The sequence below is a fragment of the Pseudomonas sp. MWU12-2020 genome, assembly GCF_023100605.1.
GTDB classification, from domain to species: Bacteria; Pseudomonadota; Gammaproteobacteria; order Pseudomonadales; family Pseudomonadaceae; genus Aquipseudomonas; species Aquipseudomonas fluorescens_H.
On the sequence record NZ_JALMEX010000009.1, the window covers coordinates 97,911 to 122,348 of the forward strand.

Consider the following 24,438-nt stretch of genomic DNA (forward strand, 5'->3'; position numbering starts at 1 on the left):
AAACGTTTTCGATGGAGAGTCAGTGAAAACGTCAGAGTGAGGAGCACGGCCTACTAATTCAGCAGCATTTGCTTGGCAGATACTCGTCACGGCTAAGTTCTTTCAGGCCGCAGCGTTGTTCGGTGGCTTTGGCGAAGCGACGTAGCATTTCGATCGCGCCATCACGTGCTTCTTTCGATAAGTCGCAAGCTAGATTACGAGCTTCTCCCACCAGGTCCGACCGAATGCTTTCGTAGATGGCCATGCCTTCGGGTGTCACGGTGATTGCCAGCGCACGGCCGTCACTTGCGTCCGGTACACGTTGAACCAAGCCCTGTTTGGCAAGCGAATCGACCAGCCGGCTGGCATTACTCTTGTCGAGAAAAAGCTCGCTGGCCAGCGATTGCACCCGAACAGGCCCAGCCTTGATCACATGCTCCAGCGCGTAGCATTGAGTGACGGACAGTCCTTCGCAGCAGCTGCGATCTCTGTCACGAAACTGGTACACGCGAACCAAATGACTCAACGCTTCATAGAGCTGTTCGGCATCCTGGTCGATCTGATCAATCTTTGGCATAGCACTCGGCTCGCAATTCCGGGGAAAACGCTAATACCACCTTAGCAGTCGTAGCGACACATTTTTTTGGGCATAAGGGCCGACGAAATTGTTCCAAGATATTAGTTGCGGCACGCAACGTATTTTGCGATTGTGAATTGGAGGTATGGCTTGCGGGCTTTTCAGAGGCGGCTGCGGTAACGCTTGGAGGTACAGGGATGTTGGTAGAAACGCTTAGGACGAAAACAGGCTCCCGGTTACGAAACCTATGGAGCAGTGTTTCCATTCCTCTACCTGTAGCGATGCTACTGGGCGCGATTCTGATCCCACTTCTTGCCGGCAGTAGCAGCGGGGACGTATTCCAGTCGCTGAGCAAAGGCTTCGGAAACAACCTCGGTTATTTCGCCATCGTCATCCTGAGCGCGTTTTTCATTGCCGGGTGGATCTCGGCGCAAGGAAGTGCGTCTTTCGGAAAATTCGGTATCTCTCTATCACCTCTGCTGGGAGCTGGGATGGTTTGTCCCGATACGGCCTACGCCTCTCTTGCTCCCATTGCGGGGCAACACAGGAAGTACATCGCGATCGGATGCTACTCAGGGTTCAAGCTTCTGATGCCCGCTGGCCCGCTGATCATCGGGATTGGGCTGGGAGCCAACACACATGACCCAAAGTTTCTGTATCTAGGATTGCTGCTCACAGTCGTCACGTGGATTACCGGAACGATCTGGACGTACTGGACGACTCGCACAGACTATTTATCTCCCAAGGATTCGACTGACCCGACCGTGCTTCAGGATTCGGTTATCAAAGTAATTCTGCCTCTGGCTGTATTTTTTGCACTCCTGATCGCCGGGTACACCATCACCAAGAACCAGCATTCCGTAATCGAGTTCTTCACTACTCCCGCCGGTGCGCTGATCGCTACATCGTTATTGATCGCGATTAGCTGCAAACCTGGCGAGGTTCAAGATCTGCTGTCCAAAGCAATGCGTAGAACCAGCTCGTTATTGTTCACCATAGGTTGTGCGTCTGCGTTGGGCCAAGCCCTCGGTATGGTGCTTCCCAAGGATCTGATTCAGCAGGCATTCAGCGCGTCGGGCAGCACCACGCATATTTTGGTTGGGGTGTTCCTGCTGGCAGCGGTATTCAAAACACTGAATGGTTCTTCGCTTGCGACCTTTGCTGCCATCCCACCTGTTCTCTCGCCAATCTTGGCGTCGAGCGGAATGGATTTGATGAGCGTCACGTTCGCCGTATGCCTGGGATCCTTCGTCGCCATTCTCCCTAACGACAGCTATTACTGGTTGGTCAAAACCGACGCCTTTCCCGAATACAGCACCGGCAGGTACATGCGCCTAGTGACCGCCGGCTCAGTTCTACAAGCATTGATAGGTTTGGCAGTCCTTCTGCTGATCTCGCTTTAACTTCGAATTCCTACAAAACCATCAGTGATTCCAGTCACCGAATCGTCGTGCCTGAGCTCAAGGAGAAAGAGAATGAAGTACCTGGTCGCCAGTACATTCGAAGGGGGGTATCAACCGCTCAACGCGATATCTGCAACCACAGCTCTACTCGATGCAGATATCGAAGCGCAGTTGATCGATATCTACGTCGAGGGACTTTCCCTGGAGAGATTCAGTGACGCAGATTTGGTCTTCATCTGCGTACCGCTTTTTGACTCTCTGACTGCCGGAACGCAGCTGGCCAAGCAGCTTAAAGAAGCGAAGCCTTCCCAGAAAATTTGCTTCTTCGGTCAATACGCGACCATCAATGCAAAAAGCCTGGCCTCTAAGTACGGTGACTACGCGATCGCAGGCGAGTGGGAAAAACCCATTGTCAGCTTGGCTAAACACCTCAGTGGCGAACAGGGGCAGGATCTGCGTGGAGTGATCGATCGTACTCGCGGCCTTTCCAGTGAGATCGTTGTGCCTCAGTTGATCCGTGACGGGTTCCGCCTGCCGCGCAGGGACCTGGCACCGCCTCTACACAAATATCCCCAACCTCAGCTTGAGAAGCTGCTCGGCGAAAAGAAAGTTGTGGGTGGGGTCGAAGGGTCGCGCGGATGTCACCATAAGTGTTCCTACTGTTCGGTGTATGCGGCCTATGACGGCAAGGTACTTTTGGTCTCCGACGATCTCGTTGAGCGCGACGTGGCGAACCTCGTCGCACAGGGAATGACTCACCTCACCTTCACGGATGCCGATTTTTTCAATGCCAAGAAGCACGGTTTGAAAATCATCCGGACTCTGCATTCGCAATTCCCCGACCTCACGTACGACTTCACCACTCGCGTGGATCATATTCTGGAGAACAAAGACGCCATCAAGGAAATGGGGCAGCTCGGGCTTGCTTTCATCACCACCGCGTTGGAGTTCCCCAAGCAGGAAGTTCTCGACCAAGTCTTCAAGGAAATGAACGTGCCCATGATCGAGGAGGCGTTGGCGTTTCTGAAGGAGGCCGGCGTCAAGGTTAACCCGACCTTCATCACGTTCAACCCTTGGGTGAGCCTTGAAGACATGGCCGAGCTGCACGATTTCATTGCTCGCAACGAGTTGGAGAACATCGTCGACCCCATCCAGTTTGAGACTCGGCTGCATCTCTATAAAGGCTCACCGCTGCTCAACAACGACACGGTGAAGGAGTTGCAGTTGGAGGAGCACGAGTTTCACTTCGACTGGCAGCATTCGGACTCCCGCCTGGACAAGCTCTTCATGGACTCGGTCACACCGCCAGAAGAAGGTGTGTTCAAACGTTGCTGCCTGAAATGCTAAGGAGATAACAGATGTCGTCACTTACTTTGTTGCAGGCAGCTCTCAGGCTGGCCAACCAAACTGATGGTCTCCAGGTGCCGGGCCATATTGCCTGGCGCGCGCATAACGAGGCATTGAACAGGTCGCTGAAGGATGGCAAAGACACTCTGTTCATCTGCTCCGCGAGCCGCTATGACGAACTCAGAGTCCAGTTGGGGCAGGCTGATGGCGTAGCGTTCAGTTCGAGTGCGAATGGAGCCGATCCCGCTGCGGCCGTGTTCGCGAACATTTACTGGGAAGGGTTCAATGCTGAGCCCGAATTTGGCCGAATCGCGCAATCGCTCTACGAGCGATTGCAACGTCATGGTCGACTGGTATTCCCGGCGATTCTGTCTGATGAGAAAGCCGTATCGCTCAGGGCCTTCACAGTTGAGGGGTTGGAGTGCCGCAACGTGCTCACAGAGTCTGCTATTGCTGAGCAGCTTTGCGAAGCGGGTTTTCATGGCATCACTTATGAGCTGGCATCCGAAGTGCCTGTCTCCATTCAGGATGGCATTGAGTTCCGACTGTTCACCGTGAGCGCATACAAAGGTAAGGCCGGCGTTTGCCTCGACCAGGGGCATGCCGTTATCTACAAAGGTCCCTGGAAGCATACGGTCGACGACGACGGCCATACCTACCAGCGTGGCGTCCGTACAGCGGTGTGTGAGAAAACCTTCAACCTGCTGATGTCAGCGCCTTACCAAGGCCAATTCATCCCCGTGCGTTGCTATGTCGAGCCAGCCTTGGAGAAGAGCGGCTTCTTCGACTGCAACACGCCTTCAATCCGGGATCCCAAGGTCACCAAAGGGCTTGTGCCCATCGCAGGCTCTGCCGAGGAATCGTGCTGCGCTGATGGTACTTCGTGCTGCTAAACGGGAGATGTGAGTAATGACTTCTGCAATTGAAAACACAATCATCGCGGACTACACCGAGGCGTTGAGCAACGGCAACGTTGTCCTTGAATCGCAGCTTACTGATAGCTGCTGCAGCGACGCCTATGGTGCCCAGTACCTGAAGAACATTCCAAAGCGGATCATCGAGGCCAACTTCGGGTGCGGTAACCCGACCAAGTATGTGCGTGAGGGTGATGTCGTCCTGGACTTAGGGTCAGGGGCTGGTCTGAATTGCTACGTCGCTGCCCAAATCGCTGGCAGTAAGGGCGCTGTCTTTGGTATCGACATCAACCCAAGCATGTTGCAGATCGCTCGTGAAGAAGCGAATGCGTTTCAGAAGGCAACAGATAGCGCACCTTTGCGTTTCTACAAGGCCTCCGCGAGCAACTTGAAAATCGATCAGGAGCTGGCCGAGGAACGCCTGCGTACGGAGCCTTGTGCTGATTGGGCATCGTGGAAAAACTTCGAGCAGTTCATCAGCGATAGCTCCCAGTCCAAGCCTCTTGTCGAAAGTCAGTCCGTCGATCTGGTGATCTCGAACTGCGTGATCAACCTGGTTGGCGAGACCGAAAAGCAGAACGTTTTTGCTGAGATTTTTCGGGTGCTTAAACCAGGTGGACGTTTCGCGATATCTGACAACATTTCAGATATCGCCATTCCTGACGAATTGAAACGAGACACCAAGCTGTGGTCGGCCTGCTACTCAGGCGTGCTTCAGGAGCAGGAGTTCTACAAGCAGCTTCAGGAGGTCGGTCTGACGGGAATAAAGATTGAGGCCAGGAACGACGCCTCAACCAAGAGAATTGGCTCTGTACGGTTCTACTCCGTCACTGTCACCGGTACCAAACCCGAAGTTCAGAATGGGACACCTGCGACGGTAATCTACCGAGGGCCCGGCCGCGAACTCACCGGAGATAGTGGCAGGGTTTACAAGCGCGGTGTACCCACTGAATTGGCCTCACAGGATGCCTACCTTTCCACAGACGATGCGCTGTATGTCGTGGAGGGAAGTCAGCCCGCTAAGCCCAAGTCCTGCTGCTCGTAACAGCGTCTGCGGCTACGAGCCAGCTCAGTAGCCGCTACCCCTAAAATCTCTCCTCATAGAGCCTATCCAATGAGTACTTCACGGAAGATCTTGGCTGAGTTTCTCGGTACAGCAGTTCTGCTGTGCACCGTAGTTGGTTCTGGAATCATGGGTCAGCGCCTAGCGAACGGTAACGATGCGCTAGCGCTTCTTGCCAATGCACTGGCAACTGGCGCGAGCTTGTATGTACTGATCGTGTGCTTCTCCACTTTTTCCGGTGCGCACTTCAACCCGGTGGTCTCTGTAATCGATTATTTACGCGGAGGACTGAGCAGTAAGCAACTGGGCCCCTACGTGGCGGCTCAAACAACGGGTGCAATCTTCGGAGTATTCGCTGCGCATTTCATGTTCGAGCTGCCTGTGGTCGAGTTCTCCCATCATGTTCGTACCGGGCCGTCGCAGTGGTTCAGTGAGTACCTGGCAACGTCGGGATTGGTGCTGACAATTCTGCTGTGCGATAAATATCACAAAGCAAAAGTGCCTCAGGTGGTTGCCGCGTATGTTGTCGCAGCCTACTGGTTCACGTCCTCTACGAGCTTTGCGAATCCGGCGGTGACGATTGCTCGCGGGTTCACCGATACGTTCTCGGGGATACGGATATCAGATGTAGCGCCGTTTATCATTGCGCAGTTGTTCGGTGGGCTAACGGCACTGTTCCTGGCGAAGGTTCTCGGTGGCAAAGACGTCGTCGTAGATATCCCGCAGCGTAGTCTCCACGAACAGAAGCTCCCAATTCAGTGAACGGTGCTTTCTGCGGTACGTGGATGCGGTGAGCCCGTTTGAAGGAAAGTTCACGGTTCTATCGCGACATTCTGAAGGGCTGGGCCTTGCATGGGTCAGCCCTTCAAACACAACTCTTCACAGGGGCAGCAAGAAAAGACATGAATTACAACGTGAGGGTTGCCACACCCGCTGATGCCTCCGCCATCCAGGCTATCTACGCGCCAATGGTTTTGGACACGGTCATCTCGTTCGAGCTGATACCACCGACTGTTGATGAGATGGCCGCACGAATAGCCGCAACACTGCCGACGTATCCCTATCTGGTAGCAGAGGTGGAAGACAAGGTCGTTGGATACGCTTATGCAAGTCAGCATCGAGCAAGGGAAGCTTATCGCTGGTCGGTAGACGTCACCGTCTATATCGACCCAGCCGTACACCGAAAAGGAATTGGTCGTGCACTTTATCAGCGACTTCTACCGCTCCTCGAGAAACAGGGGTTTCATGCAGCCTATGCCGGCATCGCCTTACCCAACCCGGGAAGCATAGGTATTCATGAAACGCTCGGTTTCACTCACATTGGCACTTACCCTGAGGTTGGGTTCAAACATGACCAATGGCATAGCGTGGGCTACTGGCGCAAACCGCTTTGTGCCGTCACGCCGCCTAACGAGATCATCCCGTTCAGCGAAGTAAAAGGCGAGTAGAAATAAAGATGGGAGATTCCCGACTCCTGTTTTCAGCGTATGCGTTGGGATGGATCGCTGGGATTTAAATCGGGCACACATAAAGAATTGCGGTCGCCTGATGCATGGAGGCGACCATAGCTTTGACAACCATTATTTATTGCAGGCATTACTCGAAAACCACCCTAAACAGTACCTTGTTAACCACTTTTTTTCATTGTTAACCACTGTGGTTTACAGCGAAAAAAAATGGTTAACAAGACGCGTAAAAGCCAAGCTCCATGCGGGGCCCGGCAAATTATCCTTCTAGAGCTTGGCTATTTCCTCTGCCACTTGGGTCGAGACAAAGTGAGTCGGAGTAGGCATCGAGCAAAAGCCTCCTTGTCTCTGTATGGTGCGAAATTTCCTACCTAACCAATAATCATTTATCCGTCAGAGGCTGCCATAAAGCTAACCACGATTCTTGCGTCACACTGCCGTGGCTAAGCGGTAAATCACTTTAAAATTGCCATCCCGTGTGATAGGAGCAACGTCTGGAAAATATAAGACCCTGCCATCCTTAAGGGAGAGTCTTGCAGATCCTTCCTCAGGATTTTGAGCTACCTCTAACAGAACATCCATTTCCCAGCACTGATGTCCATTCAGCCACGCAGGTGATACGAGCTGAAGCGACTCCAGCCGCGTCTCGTCTTGCCGCTGCGCCACCAAATGAATGAGTGTCGGCAATGAGTCGATAAAAACCACATGGCGGGTCTCGAAGCCTTCATCGCACCTGATCATGGTGGCGTGATACCAAGGCGAGATCTGCGGCTTCAACATGACGTGCCAAGCACGCTGACCTGGCTCAAGCAACGATGCGAGACCTTTGACTTCCGCCTTGCTATCGGAAATGAACATACAAAACGCCTCAAAATGAACAGTATACTGTGTAGCGATATACTATTCAAAACGGCTTCATCGTTCCTTTTGCGGATTGAGCAAATGGAACTGAAAAAGGCTTTCGGTAAAGTGTTCCGATGGTGCCGGACTAGAAACGCACTCAGCCAAGAGGATTTCTCCGACGTCAGTGGGCGTACCTACATCAGCACCTTGGAACGCGGAATTCATTCTCCAACGATCGAGAGACTAGAGGCCTTGGCGCCCATTTTGAACATCCATCCCATAACATTGCTGGTGTGCACATACGCAGAGCGGGATGGCGTCTCCCCAGACACGTTGTTGCAAAAAGTTCGCGAAGAGATCGAAATCATGGCTCCCCCTTGGTCTACCCCAAGATAAGGGACACGAGGGTATGCCCCATGAGACCCAAAGCGGCTCACCATGCCCTCTAACTACCGTAAATTTTTTCGACAGACTTACATGGAGACAACGCATGCCTTTAAATTGGCAACTCATCACGGAAGAGACCCTGTCATCTCTCGACTTGGACAGTCTGCTACAGGGCTTCACGGACTTAGACTGCCTCAGTTTTCAAAGCGTAATTTCCCGCCTGGAAAAGGAAGATGGTCGGTGGAGCCCTGCTCAACTGGAAGGATTGCGCTTCATTGGTGCCTCGCTGTCTATGATGCTTCACGCAGATCAGCCTTCTGAGCCTTTTGGCCCAATGTTTGTTATGGGCGGTCGTCGCAGCGCCATTCCGACAGATTTCCCAAAAGACAATCTACGAGAACTGTTAGCCTGGGCACTGACTCTTAAAGACCCCGAGATTCGAGCAAGATTGTTGGATCTGATATGGATTCAAGCTCGCTCATTTCCTGCCGCTCTGGGCGCTATAGACGCGTATCTTGAGTCGGCGTTAAGACTTGAAAGCCCAACTGATTGGTCGAAATGCCTTGAGCGCTTGGAGCGATCATTGCGCCTATCAGCAGGTCTGGGTAAAGGCGGAGCCGAGCTGCGGCTAAAAGTGCTAAACGAAATCGAGGCGATGCTGCATCGGCACAAAGGAAAGGATCCTCTTTATCTAACATTGCGCCTCACACGACTACTGCTGGAATTCAAACATGGTGAGCCGAGGCAGTACGCCGAGTACGCTCATGTGGCAGCAACTATCGCTGATGCAGAAAAAAATTACTGGCGCGCGAAAGACTATTATCAACTGGCAGCGGATTGCCTTCGCGCTGCAGGTGATGTGGAGGGAGAAAGTGCCGCACTCAGAGATTCAGCAGAGTCTTTAGTTAAAGAGTCTGACCTAGCGCGAATACAGACTGGACGTGGAGCTATGACCGCTGCGTCAATTTTGTCTGATGCAGTAGAAGCCATGCGCCAAGCCCCTGGTGGGCGTGAACGTGCAACAGAGTTGCATGATCATCTGCTGAAACTGCAGAAAGAGTCGTTGGATGATTTTAAGCCGATTTCGACCAGCATCGATCTTACCAAGATGGTTATAAATGCCAGGGCGGCGGTCCGTAATAAAAGCTTGCATGACGCTGTCATCACCTTGATTCGCATGGCACAGCCTCCATCAATTGAAAAACTGATCCGGGACGTCAAAGATCAGGCGCGCGTCTCAATATTGGGCAGTATGATTTCTAGCGAGATCGTTAACTCTCGCGGTCGAGTGGTCGCTCGTGCTCCTGGCCTTGATGACGCAGCTGATGATCCCAAGCATGACGGGCTTCGTTGGAGGATGTTTAGCACGGCCCGATTGGGGAGAGGTCTTACAGTACAGGGCGCCTTGGACCCCGCTCGAACTGAGATACTGGCTGCGCACTTTCCGGATCGGATCGATATATTAGGCTTGATTCAGCATAGTCCTTGGATCCCGCCAGGACATTTGGAAAGCGTTCTACGTGCTTTAGTGGCAGGTTTTCACGGGGATATGCTCGTTGCTTCGCATCTTGTGATACCACAACTCGAAGCAATCATTCGTCATGTTGTGGAGTCGATGGGCGGTGCCACCTCCATGCTAGAACCTGGTGGCGTGCAGCCAGAGAGGCCATTAGGTGTACTTCTAGAAACACCCCAAGCGCTTCAAGTCTTCGGCGCAGATGGCATATTCGAGCTTCAAGGTTTACTCGTTGATCCCCTCGGCACGAATTTACGTAACGAAGTAGCACATGGGCTGATTGATGATGAAGGCCTTTTTGGCACAGACGCCATATTCGCATGGTGGCTACTGCTGAGATATTGCGTGATGACATCGAAAATTGTGCAGCGAGAGTCTAGCGCCTCAGCTTCTACCTAAAAAAGATGAGGTAAATGGCATGCCACAAAGCTAGTGATATCAAATAGGAAAGGGCTACTTATTCTCCATCATGGACTTCAAGAATAGGATCTCTGACACTTTGAACGCTAAAAAGGCTGAGAGGCAGGGAAATGCGGAGGCGCGACCGCATTTCCAGCTATTAAAGAGATATTGGACGAGGTGTTGAGAATCACTCCTACGCCCCCAGAGCCGCTATAATTTTAGCGTATGCGCGACTCCCTATACCGCCTACTTCTGGTCAAGAGTCTTAACGGTACCTTTCCTGCATTCAGAAATTAACACTACTGCCTTATCAGACAACTGCACTCGCAGCATGAGCAACTCTTCTTCGAGCTGAGTTATTTTTAGCAGCGCCTCCTCCAACTTCGCATCTCGAGATACAATTTCAATGGCATAAATCTCGTTATAAGATCTAGCCAAATCAGTATACCTTTCTTTCCAATCATCAATTTTGCATGTAACCTTGCGCCGGACAGTCTTGGACCCTTTAACCAGCTGTTCCTCCAGTGTTTCTAGCCACTCTTTTAATATGACCCTACTGGTTAATTTATGAACTTCGCCCTGCAATGTAATCTTGTGTATTCCAGCGCGACGACAAACCTCTGCCATTGATAGCCTGCCCTTGTTGAAGGGGTAGATGCCATCATTACTTTCTAATTCAAGTTCAATAGTCGCCATAGCTTTATGGAGCTTTACGCTGACTGCATCTGAACGAGACTTAGCATGCGCAATTAAAGAACCATTGACGATATCATTTTTTGACTTGGATTTGACCATACGCCTCCACTAGCGGATGCGACCGCCATTTCTTCTCTACTTGTGGCCACCGATGGAGCCAATTTTTTAATTGGCCCGCCCACAGTGAAACAATCATGTCCTCCTCATCATCTATTGCCTTTTGCAAGTTCATAATAATTTCCGCAACAGCATCATCACACTTTTCTTGATGGGCGGCAGTTAGCAACTGGAATGGGCATCCGCTTTGGCAATATGCGGGATTAGTTCTTCCCTGACCCTTGGCACACAACCCACCGCTGCCAGTCGGCAGTGTGCAATACACTCCCGGGGAAACCATAATCCACGATCGCCCATCAAATGTTTCCCGCGCAGCAAATTCATAAGCATCCTGAGGCTCAAACTCCGATTTACCTAAGAGCTGTAAAAAGTTTGACTTCCGATTTCGTAGCTGTTCACCAACTGCACCACCTAAATTTTCCGAATCATTGATCACATCCACAGCCATCAGAATCACCAGTTCTTTCTGAACTTTTAATACCTCACGCGCAATCCCTTCATCACTGAGAATATAACTGCGAATAGTCATATCTAAATCCTCATGACCAAAGCAGTCCATAAGAATTATTGGCGAGTTGACCAATGATAGAGCAACGATACGTGCAAGAGTTTTTCGAAAACGGTGGACATGCACGCGACTTGAATTATCTAGGAATTGCCTGACATCAATCTTGGATGCGTAATCATCAATAAACCGGGTTAGCAGCAGATGCTTTTCCCCCATTAAACCGCGTCCAAACGTCCGAGTATGAACCCACAGATGATCTCCGCACACACCCGCTCGCTGTTTTACAAGCTGAGCAAGACGGATCTGCTGCAGCAGAGCGTCAACAACCAGCTCAGGCGCACAAAAATCTCTTTGTCGCCCTCCGAAATCGTTTACCAACTTATAAGTTTTCGCAACAATTCTATGCCCAATACCAGAAACTTCTTCAAGACAATTTACTGTAAACCCACATACCTCTGACGCCCTAGGACCACTTGCTAAGCATATCGGAAAAAGATGAGCACCTTGAAGTACGGATAATAAACCCCACGCGTCAGCAAAGGTTTTCGGGGGCCACGCCAGGTAAGGTAATTTTTCACTGAGAACCATACCTCTGTTTTTTGTTTCCTTCACCAAGAGATCCAACTCTAAAGACTCTATTGGTGAGCCATCTTTACTTAACCAACTCCAACCGGAAATCACCGCATCGCGTGCCTCTGCGATAGCAAGCTGCTGATTTCTCGGATGTAGATCTCCCCCATCCTGTCGTTTCCTGACGGGTACCAGCATCGCTTCCTCCAATGCCGCAAGCAAAGTAGGTCCTAACAATCGAATAATTCGAATTGATCTCCACCCGCATTCGCTTGTGAATTTATCAGGAAGCGGAAGCCAGGCTTCGCTCTTTTGGCATTTCTGGTCGGGCACAGCCTCGTTATAACGATTACGTTCTACCGCTCTTCCTTCAACCTGCGGTTCCTCCCGCAAACAGTCAGATATGTAGCCCCTTTCTTTAAACCTCCTAAGCGTATCAACAATGGAGTTCCCTATCGAACTCATATTGGAAAGCTCCCTACTGGCAGCGTTACTCCAAAACATCGTGGCGCTGTAGGGCTGTTCAACTATTTTTCTTGCAAGCCTAATCAGCAAGTGCAGCTCAGACATTATTGTGGAGGGCTTTGCGATGACCCGTGCGCCCGGCATAATGGATCTTACTATTCCGTAGCGGATGATTTCAGTCCATGCCTGCGATATTTTTAATTCGTCGACAGCCGAATCACTAGTTATTTGTTCGATCGAACAACTGCGCCGCGACAAACCTCGCAACTGTCCATCAGGCATAAATTCTGGAGGGAACTCCCACTTCCCCCACGAACCTCCAGCTCCGAGAGCATACTGAACGTCAAGCAGATCCCGAACTCCCATATTGAGAAGGTCATCAGCTTTCAATTTTTCATTGAGAGCGTCACGGCGGCTCTCGTATAAAGGCGAGACAAAGCCACCCATTAGTGCACTCCCGCTGCCGCAATCAATATCCGGTGCTCCCCAATATTAATCTTATGCCTCCACTGTGATACAGCCTGCGTCACCTCCGGTTCAGGCCACTGCTTCAGAGTAGCTTGAATCATTTCCATATCTATACTATCCGACGACTCATACCAGCGAACGTCTCCGACGTTACCTCTTTTCCACTCCAGTTCAGCCAGACACTTAGCCAAGTGAGATAAACTATCCTTAAACACTACTCCTCTAGGGCAACTAGCACACCTCTGACCTTGGGCGCAGACGGCTGTCCCGTCCCTTGGATGGAGCGGGTCTATCGACTCCGGAGGATTCAAAGGAGTTGTACAACCCATTCCGCTGTAAGTCCGGTTCTTTCGATATGCCGCTAATCTAGCAATTTGCTCTTCTGTTACATTTATACCGTCCACTGACGCCCGCAATAGAGCAAAGTCGATGACACGATGCACCTCAATCTGCTCAAATACCGTAGTAATTAGATTATTCAAATCTTTTTCCGACTCCTTACGCCAAGCTAGAGATCGAAGGTATCTTCTAGTGGTGTTAACACTTTTATGCCCCAGCGCTATCTGAGTTAGAAAAACAGAGTAACCACCTGTCCTATGAGCAACTTCAGCGAAAACATCCCGAAAATCAGACGGCCTAAACACAGGAAGTTTATCTATCGCATTTTTATTATAGGCACGAACAAGATCTGATAAAAACCCTCGCATACGACTCAAGTTCTCATCACTAAGAACCCTTATTGTCGTAGAATCATTAATTGACAACCAAGGAGACCTAACGGCTAATTCAGGGAATTTACTACGACCCGCATCAAACTTTAATCTTTCTCGAAGAGGCGCGGTTCGATGTAACAATTTCTGGATTATTTGAAAGCAGTGGGATGTACTTTTTACAGGAGAGATAGTATCTTGCCATTCTCTCCCTCGTGCTTTATAACTATGAATCCATACGTAGTCCTCACCATACTTACGAAACCACGTTTGTTCGCTTGAACAATCTAGAGCAAATACAGTAGTAGGATTCCACCCAGTTCTTGCCATAAACAACAATGCCAGGCAATAAATATCTTGCCCAGTGGGATATAGACCAGGCAACAAGTCATTTTCAACATTAATAGCTTGGCCTGCTCTTGGTTGGCCGAGCTGTTTTTTTGGCCACCAGCGTGGTAAAGTTTTGCCAAATCCCACTATCTTAGCAACTGTACTCATAACTGGCGCGGGCTCGCCACTAACTTTTATTACCTCCCTATACGTTGCGTGGATGTCAGCTTCGGTGACATTCCCGGCTATTAGTTCTTCCCTTGATAATCCTACAAGCGATTTTCCTTGCTCTGCCATTGAATCTGCATCATCCCACCTTTTCCAGATAGCATGTGCCTTCCGCGTTAATAGTTTGATCATCGTAACCCCCTCCGCTCTGGAGGGCGTATCAACACGACGTATCCTGTTAGGATTTTTAGCCGCAGGCCAATGTAAAGGCATCAGTCCTGCTGAGCGCCGGCTCATTTGAAGTATTAGAAGTACGGATCTATATTTTTCCGGTCGAACGGCGCACCAACTACCATCAGCAGGTCTCAACCACCGCAGTCCGTGGATTGTTTCAATCATAGCGATGCCATCGACTTTTCGGATACCATCTGCTTCCTTCAGATACCTTTCAAAAGCATCTAAAAAGCGCCAGAAAGATCGAAGTTCGTGGAGAAGGCCACTAATCGCCTGGGGACGCCTAGTTACAGCAATAACCTTAATTGCTGCAAATATATCTTCAGCCAGGCCTGGACGCCCGCTAAATCCCCCCGCCCAGTTCCCGTTTCTTTTAGATTTCGCACTTTCTCCCCCTAACCACAACTCTCCAAAATCAACGCACGCCGACGCCGAAACATAGTCTTTATGCTCACTTCTTATTAAAAAACGAGACTCCATAATCACCGCCTCGGCGAACTGCATCAATCAATAGAATTTACTCATCACATTCTTTTTGCCAAATTAGAACTGGATGAACAAATCTTGACAACAAGCGTTCGCGAGCTGCTGCCAGATAAATCATCGTAGTCTTTTCGTCTATATGGCCCAGCAGCGGGCTCAATATGATCTGAACTTGGCCCGCCATGAGCCCATGAAGCCATCCTGCGCTAGGAATTTCAGGAATTTTAGCGACATCAATAAGACTCTGCGTATAATCCACAATAGTGTTTACAGCAAATTCATGCCGAGCTCTGTGAGGGCTCCATTTCCACGGACCACATTCAACAGATGACCATGCCTGACGAACCCATCCTGCGGTAAGCGGGCGTCCGCGCTTACCTATCCAGAACTGATCGGTCCTAGCGATTTTTTTTCTGCGATCTCGATCTATCCGACTTTTTCCGCTAGTGATCCACCTCAATATTAGAGTCGCACGACCTTCTCTTTTGTAGTTATCCATCCGATCAGCAAGCTCAATCGGTATATATATCTGCCGAGATGTAACACTCTCTTGGCTTCCGCGGAAAACTTTGGGGCCTTTAATACCCATACAGATCGTGCACGGCACCTCACCAGCGGCGACCCAATCATCTCGCCATGAATTTTTATCTTCCCCAAAATTTTTCCCTGGCAGATCATTAGCTCTCAATCCAATACCTTCACTGATCCTTACACCAGTCTTAATGAGAAACTCAGCAAAAAGCGACATTACTTCGCCATGACGAATTTTTAAAAGTGTTTTCCACTTCGATAGTGCCTTCTCTGTCGGTAGGGATAATCTGCTTCTCTCTGGAGGAAGCGCCGCCACTCGCACAGATCCTAGATTATTTCGCCGCCGTAATTTTTGATTTTGACTTCCTCTTAGGCTGACGAGAGCATCAAAACTCTCTCTGTAGCCTCGCTCAGCCGCCCAAATTAGGAAGTAACAAGCCTCTGCAACTCTAGCGTTTACTGTTTCGTTGGAAAGCCGTTTTTGACTACGCGAAGCAGAGCCATCAAGCATCCCCACCTGCCACTTGTCTATCAAATCATCTTGGTAAGTAACTTCACGCCAAGCGTTGGAATTTTTTTGCTTATTGCACCACAGGAGAAACTCCATCAGCCGACGAGCCATCGCGTCAAGGCTATTAATCGTTAGGCTTCTGTTAAAACGAAAGCGCTCTTCCCCGTATCCAACTTTGGGCCTCCACTCAAGACAGGCCCTCTCTCTCAAGTAGCGATTCGCTTCAACTGGGTAACTTCCATCGTCAGCTATTAGAAAAGGCACATACGCAAGCTTTGGATACCCAAGCGTATGCATTCTGTCGGGGGCTGGAAAAATTACTCGCATGGAAAATCCTCCAGGGCACATCCTCAGAGGCTAGTTCACTCAGGTGACCTGTCAACGACAACCAGATCAGAGTTTAAAAGTGAAGATCAACAAAGACGGAGTCACATACCAAATATGTGCACTGCCAGAAATGCCTGTATTGCCACGACAATGAACACTCGCGCTACACCGACCAGCAATATTTCGGCGACGGCTCGCTGAGCACGCCAAAAATCGCCAAGGCCACGCATAACCCGTTTGCCGCCCTCGCCGGGCTGATGAAAAAAGAAGATTAAAGTTCTTCATTGGCCCGACTGGCCCCTTCGCGAGCAAGCTCGCTCCCACACTGGATCGGTGTCATACACAAAACCACTGTGGGAGCGAGCTTGCTCGCGAAGGCGGCCGTTCGGGCACCGGTAATCCTTGATCTGACCACAACTGCCCAATCCCCGTATAATCGCCCTCTTTTTCCCGAAGGCACCCCGCTCGTGGCAGACAAACGTTACAGCTGCATTGGTTTGTACAACCCCAAATCACCGGAGAACGTCGGTTCGGTGATGCGCGCCGCAGGCTGTTACGGCGTGGCGTCGGTGTTCTACACCGGCAAGCGTTATGAACGCGCCGCCGATTTCGTCACCGACACCAAGCGCGTGCACTACGACATCCCGCTAATCGGCATCGACGACCTGAAAAAAATCCTCCCGCTCAACTGCGTCCCGGTCGCCGTGGAATTGGTCGAGGGCGCCCGCCCGCTGCCGGAATACACCCATCCGGATCGTGCGCTGTACATCTTCGGCCCGGAAGACGGCTCGCTGGATAAAGAGATCCGCGACTGGTGCGAAGACGTGGTGTACATCCCGACCACCGGCTGCATGAATCTGGCGGCCACGGTCAACGTCGTGCTCTACGACCGCATGGCCAAGGGCCTGAATACTCGCTCCGGGCCGAAATTCCGCTGAAACGTCGCACATTCGATGGAACGAGCCGGCCGCTGCGGCAGTCAGCTTATCTATCTATTGCACATTGCCTGGGAGACAGATCATGACCGAACTCAAACGCCTCCAACGTATCGATTCCACCCCGTTCCAGAGCCCGACCGAGCAGAACGTACAGGGCTGGGAGCGCATCGGCTCGCTGGCCGGTGGCGTGATCATGGTCGGCAAGGGCCTGCGCCGTGGCGGCGTGTTCGGTCTGATTCAGGTGGCGATTGGCGGCGTGGCGATGGCCCGTGGCATCACCGGGCACAGCTCGATGAAAAGCCTGCTGGAAAAAAGCCGTGAGGACATGAACAACGTCCGGGCGAAGATCGAACGGGCCGGGGAAGAACTGAGCAAGCTCAAGGCCAATGCCGAGGCAGCGACCAGCACGGCCACGGTGACTGGCAATGATTCGGTGAAATCACCGAAAGCCGGGGTTTGATTCGAGATCTTCGTTGAGGCTTCTGGCCTCTTCGCGAGCAAGCCCGCTCCCACATTGAACCGGGTTCCGTCAGTTGGAATGCGATCATCGGTGAAATCACCAAAAACCGGGGTTTGATTCGAGATTTTCGTTGAGGCTTCCGGCCTCTTCGCGAGCAAGCCCGCTTCCACATTGAACCGGATTCCGTCAGTTGGAATGCGATCATCGGTGAAATCACCAAAAACCGGGGTTTGATTCGAGATTTTCGTTGAGGCTTCTGGCCTCTTCGCGAGCAAGCCCGCTTCCACATTGAACCGGATTCCGTCAGTTGGAATGCGATCAAATGTGGGAGCGGGCTTGCTCGCGAAAGCGGTATTACTGAAGCAATGCGCTATCGAGAACTTTCGAGGATTCGCCCAGAACATTCTCGGCCAGTTGCACAAACGCCTTGGTGTCCACCGTCCCGAGATGCATCGCCCCGCGCAACACATCATCCAGCGAACGCTTGTTGCGCGTCTTCAAGCGAATCTCGCGATCGAGTTCCTGCAGCACAACCACCGCTTTGGCAACTTGCGCCGGGCTGATCTGTTCGCCGCGCAGGGTCGTGACTTTCTGACTTTCCCTGTTCAGCTTCGCCTGTAACGCCTGATAGCGCTCATCGCTCATGCCACCCGCACGGCGTACCAGTTCGATCGCGTAATACTCGGCAAACCCTTCGCTGATCCAGTCGCTGCGATGCTCGTCGTTGATCCGGCCGAACACCTGCGCAAGCTCACGCACCAGCGCACTGCTACCGCTCTCGCTAACCAGCGGCAGACGTGTGTTCAAGTAGATCGATTCATGTGCGCCCAGACTGCCGCGCCACATCGGGTCGTTGGCGCCGACGATCAGCAGTTTTTTCGGATGCCGGGGATAGACCGCTTGCACCTGCGGCCAGACGAACGTCAGCAAGGTCAGCACGTCCATACGACGCATGCCCTGCCCTTGCGGCGAGGCCACGGTGACTTCGGTTTCTCCCAGTCGCGTACGGCGGCTGCCGAGGTGACCGGCGAGCATCCAGCCGGTCGGGCGGTCGAACAGCCGTGAGGGATTGTCGATGCGGAATTTGTTCTTGCCGATACGCGGCCAAGCGGTTTCGACGCTTTGCCAGCCGTTGGGCAGTTCGAATTGCAGGCGCGACACCAGCTCGACGCCATCCTGCTGATCGAGCCTGGCCGGCGGCACCAGGTCATCACCGCGCAGCAAAGCCCAGTTCGGGGTCATGCGCGTGTCGAAGCTGCCGCTCTTGCGGCCGTGGCTGATGCTGACGCGATAGGTCAGGCTGGCCTTGTCGCCGCTCGGACACCACAGGCCACGTGCCTGCTTGCCCGGGGTCAACTGCCACTGGCCGTCGGCCTTGAAGTCGCTGTAGTGGCTGCCGTCGCCGAGGTCGAAATCGAGACTGCGCACCGCTTCGCCTTTCGCCAGGGTCAGTCGTACTTCGGCCTGATCGCTTTGCGGCAGCAGGCGTACGTGGTAATCCAGATCGACTTTCTTCGCCGCCCACACTGGCGCGCTTAGCGCCAGCAGACCGATCAGCGATGCCCGCAGCAATCCCCCAGCCATACACACTCCTTGTTGAATCCTGGAACCCTTGGTGCTTAACCGGCGCGGAAAATCAGGTGATCTTCCCAGTCATCCTCCGGCACGCTGCCTTCGGCGAGCATGCGCCCGGACTGGGAAATCCGTTCGTGGTGCACCGCGTCACGGTCGCCGCACACCAGGTGGTGCCACAGCGGCAGGTCCTTGCCTTCGCTGACCAGGCGATAACCGCAGGTCGGCGGCAGCCATTTGAATTCTTCGGCCTGGCCCGGAGTGAGCTGAATGCAGTCCGGGACAAACTGGATGCGATTCGGGTAGTCGCTGCACTGGCAGGTTTTCAGGTCCAGCAGTTTGCAGGCGATGCGCGTGTAATAGACGCTGTTGTCTTCTTCATCTTCGAGTTTCTGCAGGCAGCACAGACCGCAGCCGTCGCACAGCGATTCCCATTCCTCGTGATCCAGTTGCTCGAGGGTTTTGCGTTTCCAGAACGGTTCGACTTTGGCGGCCATGGCTCAAGCATCAACATCAGGTGGTGAAAAGGCCGCCAGTCTAGTGCCCACGGCCTTGCGGGCCAAGCGCTGGCGACTGTCGGTAAATCCCGCTTGTCAGGCGAATCGCCGCCCAGTAGGGTTTTGCCACGAATTCATGACTCAAACACAGCAAGGAATCTTTCGATGAGTGCCAACCCTCGCGTTGCCGATTACGCCATTCACCCGCAGTTCACCGAGCGCTGGTCGCCCCGCGCCTTCACCGGCGAAGCGATCCCGGAAGAAACCCTGCTGAGCTTCTTCGAAGCCGCACGCTGGGCCCCATCGGCCTACAACTCGCAGCCGTGGCGCTTTCTGTATGCGCGCCGTGATACGCCGAACTGGGAGCGCTTCCTGGGTCTGCTGAACGAGTTCAACCGCAGCTGGGCGCAGCACGCATCGGCATTGGTGATCGTGATTTCGAAGACCACCTTCACCGCCCCCGGCGCCAGCGAAGAAACCCCGGCGCTGTGGCACACCTTCGACACCGGTTCGGCCTGGGGCCACCTGGCGCTGCAAGCGAGCATCAGCGGCTGGCACACCCACGGCATGGCCGGTTTCGATCAGGAGCTGACCCGCAAGGAGCTGAATATTCCGGAAGGTTATGCGCTGCACGCGGCGGTCGCTGTCGGCAAGCTGGGCGACAAGGCGACGCTGGCCGAGTACCTGCAGGCCCGTGAAACGCCGAGCCCGCGTCGTCCGCTGAGCGAGTTGGTGGCTGAAGGCAACTTCACCCTGTAAGCCAGCACAAAAAACAAATGTGGGAGCGAGCCTGCTCGCGAAAGCGCTGTGTCAGACAACGATGATGTTGGCTGACACTCCCCCTTCGCGAGCAGGCTCGCTCCCACAGTTTATTCGGCGAACATTCAGTAACCGCGGTTGAAATCCACTTCCCCGCGCAACGCTTCACCCGCTTGATACGCCTTCAGATTCTCGACAAACAATTGCACCATCAACGCCGGCGACGTCGGTGCCGAGCTGTGCCCGGTGAGCAACAAGCCCCAGGCGGTCCAGAACGGATGGCGTTGCGGCAACGGCTCCTGACGGCAGACGTCGATCACCGCGCCCGCCAGATGCCCTTCCTTCAAGGCTTCCACCAGATCCGCGTCAACCACTGCCACGCCGCGTCCGACGTTGATGAACAGCCCGGTCGGCTTGAACTGCTTGAACAGCGCCGCGTCGTAAATGTCGTGGGTGTGCTCGGTGTTCGGCAGCAGGTTGACCACGTAATCGACCGCGCCCACCAGCCGTGGCAGATCCGCCATCGAGCCGACCTCGACAAACGGCGCCTGCTCGCGCGCGCTGCTGGCGATGCCGTACAGCTCGACGCCAAACGGCAACAGGAACTGCGCCACGCTCTGGCCGATATCGCCGGTGCCGACGATCAGCACCTTGCGTCCGACCAGGCTCTGGCCGGTGCGATTGTCCCACTTGCGCTCGACCTGGCTGACCAGGCGCGCCAGCACTTCCCGCTCGTGACCGAGCATGTAGGTCAGCACGTATTCGGCCATCACCTGACCGAAGATCCCCACCGCACGGGTCAGGCGGTAATCGCGGCGCAAGCCGTCGGCGAGCAGCGGCGTGATGCCAGCCCAGGTCGATTGCAGCCATTGCGGCTGGTGGCCCTGACGCAGCAGGGTCGCCAGCAGATCCGGCTGTCCCAGCCACACCGGGCAATCGGCAGCCTGACGGGCCAGTTCGGCAGAGTCGCCACTGGTCAGTACTTCAAGTTCGGGGGCCGCCTGACGCAGCAGCCGGGCGTACACCGCGTGGTCGTGTTCAGCAATCAGAACGCGCATCTTCAAACCTTTCGCAAACCGTGCAGGCAACCGCCGAAAGAGCCGTGCTCCTTCGTGGCGGTCGTCGCCGTAAAATCAGTTCCAGGGTGGCAAGAGGCCCAGAACAGGGCCCCGCAGATCAGACCGGGTCGTTGCGTCGCAGCAACTCTTCGGGCAGGTGTTCGATGTACTCGTCCTCGGCCGGTGGCATTTGCAGGTGATAGCCCTGCTTGTCGAGGTTTTCCAGGACCACGGTGATGTCCTCGCGCGCCAGTGTGCGCTCAGGGGTCAGCACCAGGTCAAAGGAATGCTTCGCCTTGCCGAAGGCCGCCATCAGCGCTTCGGGCACGCGCTCCAGAGCATCGCTCTTGAGCACGTAAAGATACATCCCGGGTTTCTTCGAGCTTTGGTAAATGGAGCAAATACGTTTCAAGGCTGTTCTCCGGCGGTGGCCAGGCTGTCCAGCAGCTTCTGACCCATGAGTTCGCGGCGCCAGCCACGCAGCGACTCAGGCAATTGATAAGGGCCCTCGGGGAAGCCGCTTTTGACCAGCGCTTCGAGGGTTTTCTTGCGCAGCATCAGTTCCGGCGCGATGCCCAGGCGTTCGGCCTCGGCCTGGCCGAGGGCGCGCAGTTGCTTGATCAGCGCCGCCGCTTCGACCGGCAATGGCTCCGGCACCGCCGGCGGCCATTGATCAGGCCCCACACTGCCAGAGCGCTTGATCAGATCAAGCAGAAATTCGCCGTCCTGACGCACGGTACGCGGGTGCATGTCTTCGATCTTGCCCAGCGCGGCGAGGTTGTCCGGTTGCGTGCGGGCCAGCGGCCACAGCGAATGTTCACGGACGATGCGGTTGCGCGGCAGATTGCGCGCGCGGGCTTCACGCTCACGCCAGGCGCAGAGCTCACGCAGCACAGCCAGTTGCGCACGGGACAGTTTCCACGCCAGTTTGGCCTCGCGATAGACCTCGTATGGGTCGGTCTCGCGGCGCAGGTTGGCCACCAGTTCGGCGCCATCCTCCAGCACCCAGGCGAATTTGTCGTCGGACAGTTTCGGTCGCAGTTGTACGAAAACTTCCGCCAGATGCACCGCATCTTCGGCGGCGTAGCTGACTTGAGTGTCGGACAACGGACGCTGCAACCAGTCGGAGCGGGTTTCGCCCTTCGGCAGCTCGATACCGAGCACTTCCTGCACCAGCCGCGAATAGCCCATCGAGAACCCGAGGTTCAGGTAGGCCGCTGCCAATTGAGTATCGAACAGCGGCGCCGGCAGGCTGCCGGTCAGACGCAACAGCACTTCGAGGTCTTCGCTGCAGGCGTGCAGGACTTTGAGCACCGCCGGATTTTCCAGCAACGCTGCCAGCGGTTGCCAGGCGTCGATGGTCAGCGGATCGATCAGGTAGGCGCGTTTGCCGTCGCCGACCTGCAACAAACCGGCAATCGGGTAGAAGGTGTCGACCCGCATGAATTCGGTGTCGAGGGCAACGAACGGCAGCTGCTGCCACTCGGCGCAAAACTGCGCGAGGCTTTCGTTGTCGCGAATCCAGTGAATATCGATGGCCACACGGCTCTCCCTTGAAGAATGGCGCGCAGTATATATCGCCGCCGGCGTTTTACGCGCCTGCGCTGGGCCAGAGCTGTAACGAAATGTCCTGCCAGAGAGAAAGAATAGTCTTACAGCGAGGTTCGCAAGATTAATCCGAGCGTAACGATCCATGACGCGTTACCGGGAGAGCGGTATTTAGTTTTTAAATAACACTCGGGAAATCTGATTTGTCCGCACCGTGTGGCCGCGGCCTAATCGATAGCCTCCGCAATCCAGAGCCTACCGATGGAAAACGTCCGCGCTACCTCCCGTCCCGCTGTCTGGCTGATGATCGGCATCATCCTCGTCGCGCTCAATCTACGCCCCTCCATGGCCGCCATCGGGCCGTTGCTGTCGGCGATTCGCGGCGATATCCCGCTGAGCTTCAGCGTCGCTTCGCTGCTGACCATGCTGCCGGTGATGGCGATGGGGCTGGCGATGTTTTTCGGCATCGGCATCAGCCGCCGGCTGGGCGAGCAACGCACGGTGATCCTCTCGCTATGGATTATCGGTCTGGCGACACTGTCGCGACTGGTGCTCGATTCGGCACCGCAGTTGATTGGCAGCGCGGTGCTGGCCGGAATGGGTATCGCCCTGATTCAGGCCTTGATGCCCGCGCTGATCAAATCACGTTTCCCTGACCACGTGGCGCTGTGCATGGGCCTGTATGTCACGTCGATCATGGGCGGCGCCGCGCTGGCCGCCTCATTTTCGCCACTGGTGCTGGTACACACCGGCAGCTGGCGCACAGGCCTGGCGATCTGGGCAGGACTGGCCTTGCTCGCGTTGCTGGTCTGGTGGACACAGTCGCCCCCGGCATCCATCCAGAACACCCCTGTAGGAAAACAATCCTTCACGCGTAATTCCCGCGCCTGGCTGCTCGCTATCTTCTTCGGCCTCGGCACGGCGTCCTACACCTGCGTACTCGCCTGGCTGGCGCCGTACTACGTGGAACAAGGCTGGAGCGAACAGCAGGCCGGTTTGCTGTTGGGTTTTCTGACAGCAATGGAGGTGATTTCCGGGCTGGTGACGCCGGCCATCGCTAACCGCAGCCGTGATCGACGGGCAGTTCTGGCAGGGTTGCTGCTGCTGATCATCGGCGGCTTCTGCGGACTGATCCTCAGCCCGCAACACCTCAGCCTGCTGTGGCCGTGCCTGCTGGGGCTGGGGATTGGCGGCTTGTTTCCGATGAGCCTGATCGTCTCGCTCGATCACCTCGACCACCCGCAGCGTGCCGGCAGCCTGACCGCGTTCGTGCAAGGCATCGGCTACTTGATCGCCGGGCTTTCGCCGCTGCTGGCCGGAATGATCCGCGACCAGCTCGGCAGCTTCGAATGGGCCTGGTGGTCGCTGACTGCAGTGATGGTGGTGATGTTGCTGATAGTCCTGTGCTTTGACCCTCGGCACTACGCCCGACACATCCGGGAACCAAATACCATCGCCGGGCTAGAGGCTTGTTGCCATCTTTTTGCGGTTTATTTGCCGACGTCGTGTTGCTAAAAGTTTCTGTCCCACTGGCGACATTGAAACGTCCTACAGGGCTTTGTCCTGGCACCATCGTTCCGCTACGATCATG

At 54.1% G+C, this 24,438-nt stretch carries 22 protein-coding genes and 2 pseudogenes; 13 read left to right on the forward strand and 11 right to left on the reverse strand.

Annotated elements, in window-relative coordinates; translation table 11 throughout:
* Positions 1-58: 58 nt before the first annotated feature.
* The gene (locus M0814_RS20215) at positions 59-556 is read right to left on the reverse strand and encodes a MarR family transcriptional regulator (RefSeq protein WP_047598132.1); all 498 of its coding nucleotides are present in this window, start codon (positions 554-556) and stop codon (positions 59-61) included.
* Between the two features lie 197 nt (positions 557-753).
* Here M0814_RS20215 and arsQ point away from each other — a divergent pair, with 197 nt between their 5' ends.
* From arsQ to M0814_RS20245, 6 genes are all read left to right on the forward strand, one after another.
* Positions 754-1,959, forward strand: a complete 1,206-nt coding sequence (arsQ, locus tag M0814_RS20220) for an arsinothricin export permease ArsQ (protein WP_103484412.1) — start codon at positions 754-756, stop codon at positions 1,957-1,959.
* Between the two features lie 72 nt (positions 1,960-2,031).
* Positions 2,032-3,306: an arsinothricin biosynthesis radical SAM protein ArsL gene (arsL, locus tag M0814_RS20225; protein ID WP_047598130.1), complete on the forward strand. Its 1,275-nt coding sequence runs from the start codon at positions 2,032-2,034 to the stop codon at positions 3,304-3,306.
* A gap of 11 nt (positions 3,307-3,317) precedes the next feature.
* Positions 3,318-4,199 (forward strand): hypothetical protein, encoded by an 882-nt coding sequence (locus tag M0814_RS20230; RefSeq protein ID WP_047598129.1) that lies wholly within the window; start codon positions 3,318-3,320, stop codon positions 4,197-4,199.
* 16 nt (positions 4,200-4,215) lie between these two features.
* Positions 4,216-5,265 carry an arsinothricin biosynthesis methyltransferase ArsM gene (gene arsM, locus M0814_RS20235; protein ID WP_047598128.1) on the forward strand — a complete coding sequence of 350 codons (1,050 nt, stop codon included), beginning with the start codon at positions 4,216-4,218 and terminating at the stop codon, positions 5,263-5,265.
* A 69-nt stretch (positions 5,266-5,334) separates the two neighbouring features.
* On the forward strand, positions 5,335-6,045 hold the full coding sequence (locus M0814_RS20240; protein WP_103484411.1) for an aquaporin: 711 nt from the start codon (positions 5,335-5,337) through the stop codon (positions 6,043-6,045).
* A 140-nt stretch (positions 6,046-6,185) separates the two neighbouring features.
* Positions 6,186-6,731 carry an arsinothricin resistance N-acetyltransferase ArsN1 family B gene (locus M0814_RS20245; protein WP_047598125.1) on the forward strand — a complete coding sequence of 182 codons (546 nt, stop codon included), beginning with the start codon at positions 6,186-6,188 and terminating at the stop codon, positions 6,729-6,731.
* A 447-nt stretch (positions 6,732-7,178) separates the two neighbouring features.
* Here M0814_RS20245 and M0814_RS20250 read toward each other — a convergent pair whose 3' ends face one another.
* Positions 7,179-7,607 carry a hypothetical protein gene (locus M0814_RS20250; RefSeq protein WP_047598124.1) on the reverse strand — a complete coding sequence of 143 codons (429 nt, stop codon included), beginning with the start codon at positions 7,605-7,607 and terminating at the stop codon, positions 7,179-7,181.
* 84 nt (positions 7,608-7,691) lie between these two features.
* On the opposite strand from M0814_RS20250, the gene M0814_RS20255 reads away from it, so the two are divergent.
* On the forward strand, positions 7,692-7,988 hold the full coding sequence (locus M0814_RS20255; protein ID WP_047598226.1) for a helix-turn-helix transcriptional regulator: 297 nt from the start codon (positions 7,692-7,694) through the stop codon (positions 7,986-7,988).
* A gap of 94 nt (positions 7,989-8,082) precedes the next feature.
* Positions 8,083-9,894, forward strand: a complete 1,812-nt coding sequence (locus M0814_RS20260; RefSeq protein ID WP_047598123.1) for a DUF4209 domain-containing protein — start codon at positions 8,083-8,085, stop codon at positions 9,892-9,894.
* 249 nt (positions 9,895-10,143) lie between these two features.
* On the opposite strand, the gene M0814_RS20265 is transcribed toward M0814_RS20260, so the two are convergent.
* The 4 genes from M0814_RS20265 to M0814_RS20280 are packed head-to-tail and all read right to left on the reverse strand — an operon-like array spanning position 10,144 to position 16,015.
* On the reverse strand, positions 10,144-10,692 hold the full coding sequence (locus tag M0814_RS20265) for a hypothetical protein (RefSeq protein WP_146774715.1): 549 nt from the start codon (positions 10,690-10,692) through the stop codon (positions 10,144-10,146).
* Positions 10,667-12,700 (reverse strand): hypothetical protein, encoded by a 2,034-nt coding sequence (locus tag M0814_RS20270; protein WP_047598120.1) that lies wholly within the window; start codon positions 12,698-12,700, stop codon positions 10,667-10,669. The genes M0814_RS20265 and M0814_RS20270 overlap by 26 nt, the downstream gene beginning before the upstream one ends.
* Entirely contained in the window at positions 12,700-14,643 is a 1,944-nt protein-coding gene (locus M0814_RS20275) for a hypothetical protein (RefSeq protein WP_247868525.1), read from the reverse strand. Before M0814_RS20275 ends, M0814_RS20270 begins: the two co-directional genes overlap by 1 nt.
* A gap of 37 nt (positions 14,644-14,680) precedes the next feature.
* Entirely contained in the window at positions 14,681-16,015 is a 1,335-nt protein-coding gene (locus tag M0814_RS20280) for a hypothetical protein (protein WP_146774717.1), read from the reverse strand.
* Between the two features lie 131 nt (positions 16,016-16,146).
* Here M0814_RS20280 and M0814_RS20285 point away from each other — a divergent pair.
* The 3 genes and pseudogenes from M0814_RS20285 to M0814_RS20295 form a co-directional block, all read left to right on the forward strand.
* Positions 16,147-16,290 (forward strand): annotated as a pseudogene (locus M0814_RS20285) (HNH nuclease family protein); the annotation flags it as partial.
* A 192-nt stretch (positions 16,291-16,482) separates the two neighbouring features.
* A complete protein-coding gene (locus M0814_RS20290; RefSeq protein WP_007911337.1) occupies positions 16,483-16,953 on the forward strand; it encodes an RNA methyltransferase in 471 nt (156 codons plus the stop codon).
* A gap of 82 nt (positions 16,954-17,035) precedes the next feature.
* Positions 17,036-17,413 carry a DUF2892 domain-containing protein gene (locus M0814_RS20295; protein ID WP_103484410.1) on the forward strand — a complete coding sequence of 126 codons (378 nt, stop codon included), beginning with the start codon at positions 17,036-17,038 and terminating at the stop codon, positions 17,411-17,413.
* A gap of 354 nt (positions 17,414-17,767) precedes the next feature.
* Here M0814_RS20295 and M0814_RS20300 read toward each other — a convergent pair whose 3' ends face one another.
* Together M0814_RS20300 and M0814_RS20305 are read right to left on the reverse strand one after the other, a co-directional pair.
* Positions 17,768-18,997 (reverse strand): hypothetical protein, encoded by a 1,230-nt coding sequence (locus M0814_RS20300; RefSeq protein WP_103485620.1) that lies wholly within the window; start codon positions 18,995-18,997, stop codon positions 17,768-17,770.
* 35 nt (positions 18,998-19,032) lie between these two features.
* Positions 19,033-19,482, reverse strand: a complete 450-nt coding sequence (locus tag M0814_RS20305; RefSeq protein ID WP_103485621.1) for a YcgN family cysteine cluster protein — start codon at positions 19,480-19,482, stop codon at positions 19,033-19,035.
* 165 nt (positions 19,483-19,647) lie between these two features.
* Between M0814_RS20305 and M0814_RS20310 the strand changes: the two genes are divergently transcribed.
* Positions 19,648-20,241 carry a nitroreductase family protein gene (locus M0814_RS20310; RefSeq protein WP_003222603.1) on the forward strand — a complete coding sequence of 198 codons (594 nt, stop codon included), beginning with the start codon at positions 19,648-19,650 and terminating at the stop codon, positions 20,239-20,241.
* 125 nt (positions 20,242-20,366) lie between these two features.
* Here M0814_RS20310 and M0814_RS20315 read toward each other — a convergent pair whose 3' ends face one another.
* The 3 genes from M0814_RS20315 to rnd all read right to left on the reverse strand — a co-directional run bounded on the left by M0814_RS20315 (position 20,367) and on the right by rnd (position 22,841).
* Positions 20,367-21,299, reverse strand: coding sequence for a D-2-hydroxyacid dehydrogenase (locus tag M0814_RS20315; protein WP_003222601.1), 933 nt, complete (start codon positions 21,297-21,299; stop codon positions 20,367-20,369).
* Positions 21,300-21,417: 118 nt separating this feature from the next.
* Positions 21,418-21,711: a YcgL domain-containing protein gene (locus tag M0814_RS20320; protein ID WP_003222599.1), complete on the reverse strand. Its 294-nt coding sequence runs from the start codon at positions 21,709-21,711 to the stop codon at positions 21,418-21,420.
* Positions 21,708-22,841: a ribonuclease D gene (gene rnd, locus M0814_RS20325; RefSeq protein WP_103485622.1), complete on the reverse strand. Its 1,134-nt coding sequence runs from the start codon at positions 22,839-22,841 to the stop codon at positions 21,708-21,710. The genes M0814_RS20320 and rnd overlap by 4 nt, the downstream gene beginning before the upstream one ends.
* A 267-nt stretch (positions 22,842-23,108) precedes the next feature.
* On the opposite strand from rnd, the pseudogene M0814_RS20330 reads away from it, so the two are divergent.
* Positions 23,109-24,284: pseudogene (locus tag M0814_RS20330) on the forward strand (cyanate transporter); the annotation flags it as partial.
* Positions 24,285-24,438 lie beyond the last annotated feature (154 nt).